Genomic DNA, 12,330 nt, shown 5'->3' with positions numbered 1-12,330 from the left:
CGTGTCCGGCGAGTTCGGCGGGTTCGTTGCGTAGCCCGGTCCAGGTCAGGAAATCCAGGTATACGAACACTTCCGCCCGCGGCGGCTCCACCTCGCAGGCCACGCCGAGGCACAGATCGGAGAACACATCCGCCCGCAACTCGTCCAAGGTGCGTTCCTCGCCGTTGCTGCGCAGCCGCCGGGCGACGGGATCGACTCGGGTGTAGATGGTGGCGGCGATCTCCGCCGGGAGATAGGCGTACAGGGTGGCCATGCCCTCGTCTTCGTGGCACAGCTGGACACTGCGACCCCGCTTGCGCTCCTCGCAGCGCCGCGTGTGCCCGTCGGGGTCGACGCGGGCGACGGTCCTGTTCACCAGGCGCCGCACCGACGTCGCATCCCGAGTCGTGATCTTTCCCGCCACCCGGGCATCGACTTCTCGCGCCTGTTCGTCGGTGAGGACCGAGGTTTGATCGGCCACTTTCGAAGCGCGGTACGGATCCAGCTCACCGCGCTTCATCGCCTCAAATGTCGAGGGCAACCGTTGCGCCAGATCCCGGGCCAATGACACCTGCCCCTCCGCCTGACGCGCACCGTAATGCAATTCGAGGGCAACCTCCTTCGCCACCGAATCCGCATCCCCCAACGCCGCCACCGCGGCCAGCTTCACCGCCTGACACGCATTCGAACACGCCTCAGCGGCAGCGATCAGCGACAACACCTCATCCCGCTCCAGTGCGGCGATACGGTCGTACAGTTCCGGATCGGGCCCGGAAAACCCCCAGTTCTCGGTCACGTGACAATCCTATCGACGACACAGCGTCAACAGCATCACACGATCAGGCATACTTCGAACTATTGATCTATTGCCGTCGCAGTTTGGTGTCGGATGAGTTTCGGTGCGCCGAGTTGATCTCAGCGAGTTTCAGGTGAGTCGGCCGTGCTCGAAATGGATAAAGGCAAGTGCGGCTTTGACGATGTTGCTGATTTTGCGGGGGTCGGCGGTGATGTGATGCAGGGTTCGACAGCGTCCGGCGAGGGGGGCGAAGCCGCGTTCGCCGAGAGCGCAGGCCACGGTGTAGGACGTAGGTGCGGTTGTCGAGGTCGAGTCGTTGCCCGCCCGGCGGTCGTTTGGCCGGGGCGTGCACCTCGATCCCGGCACCGTCGTAGCCACCGTCGTCCAGGGGCGGGAAACCCACGCCGACACCGCTCGGCCCGCAGCAGCCGACTCGTCTCCGGCCGCGCTGGGCTGCCCCGTCCGTCAGGATCTCAGCGGCCACGCTGCCGGGCTACCGCGCCATCACCTGCTACAAGAAACCCACCGTATGAGACACGCTCTCGTCCCGGTGGCGAAGTAGCTGGGTCCGCGCCAGCCGGGAACCCCGCGGGCCTGCCGCACCTTGGGTGGAGACGATCTCCACCCAAGGTACGGCCGCTGACCGAAGACGGGAACGACCCGGATTCCTAGCGTTGTGCGTGTCATGACGTACTGACGGCTGGGAGGTGGGACCGGTGAGCGGTCCGGTCGAGATTGTCCTGATCATCGCCGCGATCGGGTATGTGCTGGCTCGGCGATTGCTCGGGGAGCCGGCGGAGGGCCGGCGCCTGGTGCTTCTCCCGGTCGTGCTCACCGGGGTCGGCATCATGGACCTGACCAGGGTCACGCTGTCCCCGGTCGCGATCGGGTTCGTGGCCGGCACGACCGTGATCAGCCTCGTGCTCGGTCTGTTGCGCGGGGCCAGTATCCGGGTGTTCGAGCGCAACGATGTGGTCTTCCTGCGCTACACGGCGACCACCATCGTGCTCTGGGCGGTCAACCTCGCGATCAAGTTCTCCGCGAGCGTGGTACTCGGCCTGGTGGATCCGAAGGCGGAGCACGCGACCGGCAGCGGGATGATGTTCACGTTCGGCGCGGGCATGGTGGTGGAGGGGTTGGCGGTGCTGTCCAAAGCGACCCGCTCCGGCGGCCGGATCGCGTGGCAGAAGGGCGGAAGCGGGCAGCAGGACACCCCGTCCTCCCCGTTTGGCGGGCTTCGGCAAAAGGTCCGGACCACCGACTGGTCACAGCAGCGCCGTCGTGGCTCGGGTGGTCTGACCGCCCTCATCGACGACGTGCGCGATCTCGGGTTCCGGCAGCCGAACGACGGCACCGGCCCACACCACGAGCCAGGGCACAGCGCCGACCGGCGCCCCCGCGGACGATGACGCCCACCGGCCATCGAGGACAATGCGACTCGATGAACACCGAAGGCGAAGACACGGCGCCCGCCACGGCGGGGGTGGCGCCGCGGTTCGGCGATGAGCTGCTCCGCCCGTTCGTCGTCGCGGCCATCTCGGTGATCACCGTGATCGAGTTGCTGGAGCGGGCACCGCTCCGGTTCGCCGTCGTCATCTGGGCACTGACCGCGGTGGTGATCGCCGTGGGAGCCGCTTCCGCCTTCCCCTGGCGCCGGCTCCGGGATTCGGCCCAGTTCGCACTGGTGTCCGTGTTCGCGGTCGGCGGCGCGCTGCTGTTCGCACTGGCGCCGAACACCGCGGCCGTGGGGTTCGTATTCCTCGCCTCCACCACCGCAGGCGAGAAACTGGCCTCCCGCAAGGCGGTGTTCGCCGTCGCCGGCATCGCCACCGTCGTCACGATGGTGGCGACCCGGATAGCCGGGTCACTGCTGCACGTGCCTGGTGAGCCCGTCTGGTGGCTCACGCTGGCCGTCGGCCTGCCGCTCTACGTCGGCGTTGCCCGCCGGGAGCGGAGCCACGCGCTCGCCGCCGCCGAGTTCGCCGCCCAGCAGAACCGGCGTGCCGCGGCCTCCGAAGCCCGGGAGGCGGCGCTGGAGGAGCGCAGCCGGATCGCCCGGGAGATCCACGACGTGCTCGGCCACTCCCTGTCCGGGATCGCCCTGCAACTGGACATGGCGGACGTCCTGCTCGCCGGGGGGCGGGACACCGATGCCGGCGAGGCCGTGCGCCGGGCGCGGACCCTGGCCGTGTCCGGGATCGGGGAGACCCGGCGCGCGATTCAGGCCCTGCGCGAGGACACGTTGCCGCTGGCGGTGACCGTGTCCCGGCTGGCCGACGGCAGCGACGCCGGTTGCACGGTCGAAGGCGAACCGGGCGAAGTCCGGGTCGAGGTGGCCCAGGCCGTCATCCGCACCGCGCAGGAGGCGATCACCAACGCGCATCGGCACGCCCCCGGCGCCGAGGTGAACCTCGTGCTGCGGTACGAAGACCGGCTGATTCGCCTCACCGTCACCGATACCGGCGCGCCCGCCGGGCACCGCGACGAGTCGGGCAGTGGGATGGGCCTGGTCGGGATGCGCGAACGCGCCTCGCTGCTGGGTGGCACACTGCACGCCGGCCCGCTCGAACCGCCCGCCCGGGGATGGACCGTCAGACTGGAGTTGCCGCGATGACCCCGATCCGGCTGTTGATCGTCGATGACCAGGCCTCGGTCCGGGAAGCGCTCGCGGTCATGCTCGACCTCGATCCGGACATCACCGTGGTGGGCACCGCCCAGGACGGCAAGGAAGCCGTCGCCGCGGTGGACGAGCACAGCCCGGAGGTCGTGCTGATGGATCTGCACATGCCGGTGATGGGCGGCGTGGAGGCCACCGCACTGCTCCGGGAATCCCGGCCCGGCCTGCCGGTTCTGGTGCTGACCACGTTCGAGGACGACGAGTCCGTGCTCGCCGCCTTGCGTGCGGGCGCTCGCGGCTACCTGACCAAGGATGCCGGCCGGGCCACGATCATCCAGGCGGTCCGCAGTGTCAGCGCCGGACACGCCGTGCTCGCTCCCGATGTCCAAACGCGCCTGCTCGACCTGGCCACGCGCGGCGGCGCACCGGAACCGCGGGAACCGGAGACCGTCGCGTCGCTGACCGCGCGGGAGCGCGAGATCCTGGATCTGATCGGCCAGGGACTGCGCAACGGCGAGATCGCCCGTCGGTTGTACATCAGCGAAGCCACCGTGAAGACCCACATCAACAACCTCTTCGCCAAGGCGGGTCTGCACTCCCGCGCCGATGCCGTTCGGCTGGCCCTCAGCCTCGGCAGCGCGAGCCGCACCGAGAAGTAGCCGGGGGATCCGCCGGTTCCGGCGGATCCCGTGCCCGGTCGTCAGAGCGTCCAGGTGACCGGCAGCGCGCTGATCCCACCGGTCAGTTGATCGCCGCGAACGGGAAGATCGTGGACGTCGGCGGCCAGTCGCAGGGTGGGAAACCGGGTGAACAGCGCGGTGAACACGGCCCGCAGTTCGGTGCGGGCGAGTCCGGCGCCGATGCAGAAGTGTGCGCCGTGGCCGAACGCCAGGTGGTGGTTGGCCGCACGGGACGGGTCGAACACATCGGGATCGGCGAACATCGCCGGATCGCGGTTCGCCGCGCTGGGAGCCAGCAGCACCGCGTCGCCCTGCCGGACCAGCGTGCCACCGATCTCGATGTCGGCATGGGCGTAGCGCAGCACGCCGAGGTCGGCGGGCGCGGCCATGCGGAGGATTTCCTCGACCACACCGGCGATCCGGCTCGCCGGGTCGGCGAGGAACGCGTCCCGGCGAGCCGGGTTCGTCACCAGCAGCAGCACCCCGAGGTCGATCCGGTTGACCGTGGTCTCGTGCCCGGCGAACAGCAGCCCGGTGGCCAGCCTGACCAGTTTGTCGTCGCTGAACGACGGATCGTCGGCCTGCGCGCGAACCAGGTCGGACAGCACGTCCTGCCCGGGACGAGCACGTTTGGCGGCGGCCACCCGTCCGAGGTAGGCGTGGAACTCGGAAAGCGCCATCGCGGCGTCACCGCCGGAACCCATCCGACTGGCCCGAAGGGACAGATCGCGAAAGTGTTCGCGGTCGGTGGCGGGAACCCCGAGCAGTTCGCTGATGACCAGGGCGGGCAGCGGGAAGGACAGGTGCGCGTGCAGGTCGACCGGCCGATGCGGCGCGCGGCTTCGCGCCGCCGCCATCTCGTCCAGGCACCGCGCCACCAGGTCCGCGACATGGTCGTCCAGGGCACGCATCCGCTTCGCGGAGAACGCGGGCCGCAGCAACGCCCGCAGGCGCGCGTGGTCGGCGTGCTCGGTGTCGTGGTTCCCGGTCGGGCCCCCCATGATCGCGGCGTCGCTGACGGCAGGCGCGGTGGCTTCATCCGGATGTGAGCGCCCCAACCGCGGGTCGCCGAACAGGGCGCGAGCCGCCTCGTAACCGGTGACCAGCCAGGCCCGGTCACCGGCGGGCGTGCGCACCTGCGCCAGCGGTGCCCTTTCCCGCAATTCCGCGAAAGCCGGGGCGGGGTCGAGCACGGTGGGCCGGCTGAACGGGAGTTGGGGCAGTTCGGTGGTTTCGGTGGTTTCGGCGGTTTCGGTGGTCATCGGCATTCCTTCCGGGAAATGGGCCGGACCCGGAAATCGGGGTCCGTCCTTTCGGGCGAGCGTAAGGAAGCCGGCCGGCTCTCGTCCTGGTCCCGGCGTGGTAGATGCGGGTGGAGACGTACCTCCACCCGGGATACGGCGCCGGTCGCAGGACAGCACGGTCCGGTCCTTCTAACGTGGCCGCCAGACGGACGCCGAAGAGGCGATTCCGGATTCTTTCCCCGCAATACCCTTCGAAAGGAATGCGCCCGATGACTTACCTGCGCGGCTTCGCGCCGTGGATCGCCTTCTCCGTCACGTCACCGATCGGCCGGCAGTGGGCCGCACTGATCGCCCTGGTCATCTGCGTGTCTTCCCTGGTGCTCAACCGTCGTGCCGGGATGAGGCTCGACGGGCAGGTCCTGAACATCGGCATGACCGCGTACTTCGCCGCGCTCACCGCACTGGCGTTCGCCGCGCCCCACTCGCCGCTGGGAAACTACGACAGTCCCCTGTCCACGGCCTGGCTGGGGCTGATCGCGCTGATCAGCCTGGCGATCGGGCAGCCCTTCACGCTCGGCATCGCGCGCCTCAAGGTCGCGCCCGAGGTTGCCGGTTCGCCGCAGTTCCGCCACACCAACGTGGTCATCAGCGCGATCTGGGCGGTCAGCTTCGTGTTCATCGCCGCCGCCGGGTTCGCCTGCGTCGCGCTGCACGGCGGCATCGCGCTCCGGGTTGCCTACCAGATCATCGGATTCGGCCTGCCCGCCTTGTTCACCCACCGCTACACCAAGCGGATCCGGGCCCGCCGCACCCACGGCGGCCAGGTGCCGGAACCCGCCCCGCCGGCACACCTCGGGTGAAACCCGGTCGCAGAGGCCGGGACGGCCGCTTCCCGTGAGGGGTCCCCTCATGCTGTGGCGGCAGCGTCGAGGTCGGGCAGGGGTCGCCCGCAGATCTCCCGTGCTTCGGCGGCGGTGAGGCCGAGCATGCGCAACAGGTCCTCGGCCACCTGGTCGGTGGCTTCGGCATCGTCGCGCTCGGGCCGGCGGTGCAGGAGCCGACCGAGACCGAGGGCGGCTCCGGCCACCGTCACCATGGCCAGTTCGGTGTCACGGGCGGTGAAGCGGCCGGCCCGGACGGCGGCCTCGATGTCGCGGCGGGCACGGGGGGCGAGTCCGTGCTCGGAGTCGGCCAGTTCGAGCCCGTAGTGCAGGAGCACCTTGCTGAGTTCGGGGTGCCTGCGGTGGAGGCGGCCGGTCAGCCGGAAACTCTGCGCGAACACCTGTGCCGGGTCGTCCAGCCCGCTGGTCAGTTCGTCCAGCAGTGCGCCGTGGGCGTCGAGGGCATCCTCGACCGCCGCCTGGTAGAGCTGCTCCTTGGTCTCGAAGTGGTTGTAGAACGACCCCATCCCCACGTCGGCGGCCTGCGTGATCTCCAAGATCGACACGGTGGTCTTCCCGCCGGCGATGAGCGCTTGGGCGGCCCGGACGAGGGCCGCGCGGGTCCGTGCCTTGCGCCGCTCCAGGCGGCTCGGGGCGTGTTCTGGCATGTGGTGCTCCCCCGTCTTCCGCGATCCGTCCCGGGCCATCCTAGCCGGTGCCGTCATTTTTGAAGAAATCGTCAGAAGCACTTGACTGACGGTGTCCTCGTAACTGACGATATCGTCATCAACTGGATGGAAGGAGCGGCCGGTGTTCGACAGGACCGATCGGCATGGCCCGCACACCGGCCTGCACAGCGAGCACGGCGCGCTCGCGGGTGAGCACCCTGGCCGGGCGAAAAACCCGGTGATCAAGGTGCACGACCTGGCGTGGCTGGAGTTCGAGAAGCCGGATCTGCCGCGGGCCGAGGTGTTCGCACGGGCCTTCGGCTTCACCCCGGCGCTGAGCACCGAGCACGAACTGCACCTGCGCGGCACCGATCCCGGCGCCCCGTGCGTGCTCATCCGCAAGGGTGCCCGGTCGAAGTTCCTCGGCCCGGCGTTCCGGGCGGGGGCCCCGGGTGACGTGCTGAGACTGGCCGAGGCCACCGGGCGGCGGGTCACCCCCTTGCCGGAGGCCCTGGGTGGCATCGCCGTCGACCTCGCCGACCCGAGCGGCTTGCGCGTCCGCGTCGTCTCGGATCTGGACGAGTTGCCCGCGCTGCCGCCGCAGGAACCGCACACGTTCAACTTCGGCCACGAAGTCCGGCGGGCCAACCTCACGCAACGCCCGCCACGGGAACCGGCACGCGTGCAGCGCCTGGGTCACGTCGTGCTGCAGACGACGCGCTACCGCAAGGCGCTGGACTGGTACCTCGAACACCTGGGCTTGATCGTCAGCGACTTCCTGTACCACCCCGGGCAGCGCGAGCGCGGGCCGGTGATGAGCTTCATCCGCTGCGACCGCGGTGCCACCCCCAGCGACCACCACACGCTGGCCATGGTGCTCGGCCCGGCCGACCGCTACGTGCACTCCGCCTACCAGGTCGCCGACCTCGACGCGCTGGCCGCAGGCGGGGAGTACCTGCGCGACCGCGGCTACCACCACTCGTGGGGCATCGGGCGGCACATCCAGGGCAGCCAGCTGTTCGACTACTGGCGCGACCCGGACGGATTCATGGTCGAGCACTTCAGCGACGGCGACCTGTTCGACGACACCCTCGAACCCGGCTGGGCCCCGATGAGCGCCTCCGGTCTGGCCCAGTGGGGACCGCCCGCCACCGCCGACTTCCTCGGGACCAGGCCCGGCCGGGAATCGCTGCGCGAACTGCGCGCGATGCTCTCCGCGCTGCGCGAAGAAAACGAATTCGACGGCCGGCGCCTCCTCGGCCTGCTCAAGGCCGCCCGCTCCTGAGCGGCCGACGCCCGACCGGACCCTCACCGCCACCGATGCACGGAGAAACCCCTTGAGCATTTCGATCCTGCGTACCGCCGACGCCTGGTACACCGCCGACGGCCCCGAAGCCACGAAGATCGACACCCGGGCCACGACCACCGGCGAACTCCTCGCCGCCCGGGAAGCGATCGCGGCCGCCGCCGCGGGCGCGGCCACCGATCGGGTCGAGGACCTCGCCCTGGTCTCGCCGGTCACCGCGCCCTGCCGCGTGGTCGCCCAGATGACCAACTTCGCCTCGCACGTGAAGGACTCCGGAATGGACCCGGCGACGGTGCCGCTGACGTTCTTCCGCAAGGCTTCCGGTTCGATCAGCGGTCCCTTCGACGACGTGGTCAAACCGGCGCACGTGAAACTGCTCGACTACGAGGTCGAGATCGGGCTGGTCGTCGGACGCCGGATCCCGGTCGGCACCGAGATCGCCGCGGGCGGCCTGCACCAGTACATCGCGGGCCTGGTGGTCACCAACGACGTCTCGGCCCGCGACATCCAGCTCCCCAAGACCCAGTTCTACGAAGCGAAGTCCTACCCGGGCTTCACCCCCGTGGGACCGGCGCTCGTGCTGCTGGACGCCGGCGAGCTCAAGCGGTTCACCGGCTTGAGGCTGAACCTGTCGGTCAACGGTGAGCCGCGCCAGAACACGCTCGTCGGCGGCGACATGATCTACCCGCCGCTCGAAGCCCTGCGCGCACTGGCGCGGTTCCAGCGGCTGGACCCCGGTGACCTGGTCCTCACCGGAACCCCGGCCGGCACCGCGCTGTCCGCACCACCGAAGGCCGTCGAGAAGATCGCCGCGCTGCTGCCCCCGGCGGTCAAATGGAAGCTGTTCTTCAGCACCCAGGCGAAGAACTCGAAGTACCTCGCCGACGGCGACGTCGTCGAGGCGAGCGTCGCCACCGACGACGGCGCCATCGACCTGGGCACCCAGCGCACGGTCGTGAGGTACGCCCGGTGAACGAGAACCTCCTGTGGCCGCGCTACGCCGAACCCACCGACCTGCCCGCGATCGAGGCCGTCCCGCTCGCCGACCGCGGACTGCCCGAGTCGATCCACGCGCTGCTCTCGCGCGCCGCCGCGCGGTGGCCGGACCGTACCGCGCTCACCGTCCTGCCCGACGCCGCCCGCTGGCGCGAACCCGTCCACCGGACCTTCGCCGAGCTGCTCGCCGACGTCCACCGTTACGCCAATCTGCTGCATGAACTCGGCGTCCGGCGCCGTGACGCGGTCGCCCTGATGTCACCCAACTGCGCCGAGCTGATCCCGGCGACGCTGGCGGCCCAGCTCGCCGGGATCGCCACGCCGCTCAACGGGGGCCTGTCCCGCGGCCACCTCACCGAACTGCTCCGCCGGTCCGGCGCTCGTGTCCTGATCACCGCGGGACCCCAACTCGCCCCGGAGGTCTGGGACACCGCGCAGTCACTCGCCTCCGAGCTCGACGCGATCCTGGTGCTGCGCCCGACCGGCACGACGGGGGCCCCGACTCCCTTGCCCGGCATCGATGGCGTGCGCGTGGGCTACCTGGATGCCCTCGCGTCCGAAATGGACATGTCCACTTTCGACGGCGAGCCACCGCGATCGTCGGACCTGGCCGCACTGTTCCACACCGGAGGCACCACCGGCGCACCGAAGCTGGCCGCCCACACGCACGCCAACGAGATCGCCGACGCGTGGATGATCGCCGCCAACTCGCTGCTCGAAGCCGACTCGGTCCTTTTCGCCGCACTGCCGCTGTTCCATGTCAACGCGCTGCTGGTCACGCTGCTCGCACCGCTGTTCAAGGGTCAGCAGGCGGTCTGGGCCGGCCCGCTCGGCTACCGCGACCTCGCCCTGTTCGGTGAGTTCTGGACGATCGTGGAGCACTACCGGATCGCCGCGATGAGCGCCGTGCCGACCGTGTACGCGGTGCTCGCGCAGTGCCCGGTCAACGCGGACATCACCAGTCTGCGCTACGCCATGGTCGGCGCCTCGCCGCTGCCCGCCGCCGTGCGGGAGAACTTCCAGTCCCACACCGGCGTCACCCTGGTCGAGGGCTACGGGCTGACCGAAGGCACCTGCGCCAGCGCACGCAGCTTTCCCGCCGCCCCGCGGCCGGGAACCGTCGGCCAGCGCATGCCGTACCAGCGGGTGAAGATCGTCCGCCCGGGCACCTGGGAGGAACTGCCCCTGGGCGAGACCGGTGTGCTCGCCATCGGCGGTCCCACCGTGTTCCCCGGTTACGTGGTCGCCCGGGACGAGCACGGCCACGTCCTGGACGGCCTCGGGAAGCTGTCCGACGGCTGGCTGGACACCGGCGACCTCGCCCGCGTCGACGCCGACGGGTTCGTGCACCTGGCGGGCCGGGCCAAGGACCTCATCATCCGCGGCGGGCACAACATCGACCCCGCGATCATCGAGGACGCCCTGCTGTCCCACCCCCAGGTCACCGCGGCCGGCGCGGTCGGCAGGCCCGACGAGCACTCCGGTGAGGTGCCCGTCGCGTACGTGACGCTGGTCCCCGGCGCCACCGCGACCGCAGAAGACCTGCTGGCCTGGGCGGCCGGCCGGGTGCCCGAACGGGCCGCCGTGCCGAAGTCCGTCACCGTGCTCGGCGCGCTGCCCGTGACCGATGTCGGCAAGCCCTACAAACTCGCGCTGCGCGCCGACGCCACCCGCCGCGTGCTCGGCGAGGCACTCGCCCCGTTCACCGGGGTGGACGTGGACGCGGTGATCGAGGACGGGGCCGTCGTCGCTACCGTCGCGGTCTCGTCCGAAGTGGACGAAACCGGGGTGAAGGCAGTGCTGGCCCGCTACGCCGTCCCGGCACGGGTGGAGGTACGGCCATGACCGGGCACAACGCCGTGCGCACCGTTCCCGTGGTGATTGTCGGTGCCGGGCCCACCGGGCTCGCCGCCGCGACCTTGCTCGCTCAGCATGGCGTCGAGTGCACGGTGCTCGAGCGGTGGGAGTCGGTCTATCCGCAGCCCCGCGCGGTACACCTGGACGACGAGGTCTACCGCATCCTGGCCCGGCTCGGAGTGGCCGAGGAGTTCGCCGCCGTGTCCTGGCACTGCCACGGTCTGCGACTGCTGGACCCACGCCTGCGGACGCTGGCCGAGTTCCGGCGCGCCGCGGGCAACGGACGCCACGGCTTTCCCGCCGCGAACATGTTCGACCAGCCGGAGCTGGAAGGCATCCTGCGCGCCAACCTCAAGGCCCACGGCAAGGTCACGCTGCGCGGCAACGTCGAGGTCACCCGGGTCACCCAGGGCAGCGGGGGCGCGCGCGTCGACTTCACCGACCGGGAAACCGGTGCGCGGGAGGCGATCCACGCGGACTACGTCCTGGGCTGCGACGGTGCCAACAGCCTCACCAGGGACTCGGTCGGCGCCACCATGAAGGACCTCAGGTTCGAGCAGCGCTGGCTGGTGGCCGACGTGGCCACCAGCGCCGATCTCGGCGAATGGGAGGGCGTGCACCAGGTCTGCGACCCGGTTCGCGCCGCGACCTACATGCGCATCGGCCAGACCCGCTACCGGTGGGAGTTCCGGCTGGGGCCGGGCGAGACCGCCGCCCACTACCCCGACCGGCAACGGCTGCACCCGCTGATCGCACCGTGGACCAAGGACGTTCCGGTCGAAGACCTGGAGATCGTCCGCATCGCCGAGTACACCTTCCGTGCCCAGGTCGCCGACCGGTGGCGGGACCGCCGGGTGTTCCTGCTCGGCGACGCCGCGCACCTCACCCCGCCGTTCATCGGCCAGGGCCTGGGCGCCGGGCTGCGTGACGCCGCCAACCTCGCCTGGAAGCTCGCGGGCGTCCTCGACGGCACCCTGCCCGCGCGGGTGCTCGATTCCTATGAGGCGGAACGCAAACCGCACGCCCGCGCCCTGATCCGGCTGGCCATGCTGGTCGGCAAGGCCATGACCGAAGGCGGCCGGTTCGGCGACCTGATCCGCCGGGTGGTGGCACCGCGCCTGGCCCTCGTTCCCGGCATCTCCGGGCACGTCCTCAACAGCGAGACACCCGCGCTGCACCGTTCGAGCCTGGTCCAGAGGCCGCTCCGGGGACGCTCACTGGCGGGCCGGCTGTGCCCCAACGCCGTGCTCGACGACGGCCGGCGCTTCGACGAGGCGGCCGCCGGCCGGTTCGTCCTCGTCACCGC

The 12,330-nt window shown here is 70.5% G+C and carries 12 protein-coding genes; 8 read left to right on the top strand and 4 right to left on the bottom strand.

What is annotated here, in order from left to right; all coding sequences use genetic code 11:
* Together FNH05_RS19730 and FNH05_RS19725 are read right to left on the bottom strand one after the other, a co-directional pair.
* Positions 1–775, bottom strand: a 775-nt coding sequence (locus tag FNH05_RS19730; protein ID WP_144590179.1) for a DUF222 domain-containing protein, incomplete at its 3' end; no start/stop codon positions are given.
* 129 nt (positions 776–904) lie between these two features.
* Entirely contained in the window at positions 905–1,054 is a 150-nt protein-coding gene (locus FNH05_RS19725) for a hypothetical protein (protein WP_222426659.1), read from the bottom strand.
* A 437-nt stretch (positions 1,055–1,491) separates the two neighbouring features.
* Between FNH05_RS19725 and FNH05_RS19720 the strand changes: the two genes are divergently transcribed.
* From FNH05_RS19720 to FNH05_RS19710, 3 genes are read left to right on the top strand one after another with little or no spacing between them, the layout of a single operon-like run.
* Positions 1,492–2,184 (top strand): DUF1453 domain-containing protein, encoded by a 693-nt coding sequence (locus FNH05_RS19720; RefSeq protein WP_144590178.1) that lies wholly within the window; start codon positions 1,492–1,494, stop codon positions 2,182–2,184.
* 32 nt (positions 2,185–2,216) lie between these two features.
* Positions 2,217–3,389, top strand: a complete 1,173-nt coding sequence (locus FNH05_RS19715) for a sensor histidine kinase (RefSeq protein WP_144590177.1) — start codon at positions 2,217–2,219, stop codon at positions 3,387–3,389.
* Positions 3,386–4,051 carry a response regulator gene (locus FNH05_RS19710; RefSeq protein ID WP_144590176.1) on the top strand — a complete coding sequence of 222 codons (666 nt, stop codon included), beginning with the start codon at positions 3,386–3,388 and terminating at the stop codon, positions 4,049–4,051. Before FNH05_RS19715 ends, FNH05_RS19710 begins: the two co-directional genes overlap by 4 nt.
* Before the next feature lie 41 nt (positions 4,052–4,092).
* Here the strand turns inward: FNH05_RS19710 and FNH05_RS19705 are convergent, their stop codons facing one another.
* A complete protein-coding gene (locus FNH05_RS19705; protein ID WP_144590175.1) occupies positions 4,093–5,334 on the bottom strand; it encodes a cytochrome P450 in 1,242 nt (413 codons plus the stop codon).
* Between the two features lie 251 nt (positions 5,335–5,585).
* Here FNH05_RS19705 and FNH05_RS19700 point away from each other — a divergent pair, with 251 nt between their 5' ends.
* On the top strand, positions 5,586–6,176 hold the full coding sequence (locus FNH05_RS19700; protein WP_144590174.1) for a hypothetical protein: 591 nt from the start codon (positions 5,586–5,588) through the stop codon (positions 6,174–6,176).
* A gap of 47 nt (positions 6,177–6,223) precedes the next feature.
* On the opposite strand, the gene FNH05_RS19695 is transcribed toward FNH05_RS19700, so the two are convergent.
* Positions 6,224–6,865, bottom strand: a complete 642-nt coding sequence (locus FNH05_RS19695) for a TetR/AcrR family transcriptional regulator (protein ID WP_144590173.1) — start codon at positions 6,863–6,865, stop codon at positions 6,224–6,226.
* Between the two features lie 142 nt (positions 6,866–7,007).
* Here FNH05_RS19695 and FNH05_RS19690 point away from each other — a divergent pair, with 142 nt between their 5' ends.
* From FNH05_RS19690 to mhpA, 4 genes are all read left to right on the top strand, one after another.
* Entirely contained in the window at positions 7,008–8,150 is a 1,143-nt protein-coding gene (locus tag FNH05_RS19690; protein WP_144590172.1) for a VOC family protein, read from the top strand.
* A 52-nt stretch (positions 8,151–8,202) separates the two neighbouring features.
* Positions 8,203–9,144 (top strand): fumarylacetoacetate hydrolase family protein, encoded by a 942-nt coding sequence (locus FNH05_RS19685; RefSeq protein ID WP_144590171.1) that lies wholly within the window; start codon positions 8,203–8,205, stop codon positions 9,142–9,144.
* Positions 9,141–11,012 carry an acyl-CoA synthetase gene (locus FNH05_RS19680; protein ID WP_144590170.1) on the top strand — a complete coding sequence of 624 codons (1,872 nt, stop codon included), beginning with the start codon at positions 9,141–9,143 and terminating at the stop codon, positions 11,010–11,012. The genes FNH05_RS19685 and FNH05_RS19680 overlap by 4 nt, the downstream gene beginning before the upstream one ends.
* The coding region (mhpA, locus tag FNH05_RS19675) for a bifunctional 3-(3-hydroxy-phenyl)propionate/3-hydroxycinnamic acid hydroxylase MhpA (protein ID WP_144590169.1) at positions 11,009–12,330 on the top strand (1,322 nt) is incomplete at its 3' end. The genes FNH05_RS19680 and mhpA, both read left to right, overlap by 4 nt.

It is taken from the genome of Amycolatopsis rhizosphaerae (assembly GCF_007713715.1).
GTDB lineage: Bacteria > Actinomycetota > Actinomycetes > Mycobacteriales > Pseudonocardiaceae > Amycolatopsis_E > Amycolatopsis_E rhizosphaerae.
Note: the sequence above shows the minus strand (reverse complement) of the source record. Positions and strands in the feature narration are given on the sequence as shown.

Bases quoted from the DNA above. Each gene is read 5' to 3' on its own strand.
- FNH05_RS19705 (WP_144590175.1), bottom strand. From the start codon at position 5,334: ATGACCACCGAAACCGCCGAAACCACCGAAACCACCGAACTGCCCCAA.
- FNH05_RS19695 (WP_144590173.1), bottom strand. From the start codon at position 6,865: ATGCCAGAACACGCCCCGAGCCGCCTGGAGCGGCGCAAGGCACGGACC.
- FNH05_RS19715 (WP_144590177.1), top strand. From the start codon at position 2,217: ATGAACACCGAAGGCGAAGACACGGCGCCCGCCACGGCGGGGGTGGCG.
- FNH05_RS19700 (WP_144590174.1), top strand. From the start codon at position 5,586: ATGACTTACCTGCGCGGCTTCGCGCCGTGGATCGCCTTCTCCGTCACG.
- FNH05_RS19710 (WP_144590176.1), top strand. From the start codon at position 3,386: ATGACCCCGATCCGGCTGTTGATCGTCGATGACCAGGCCTCGGTCCGG.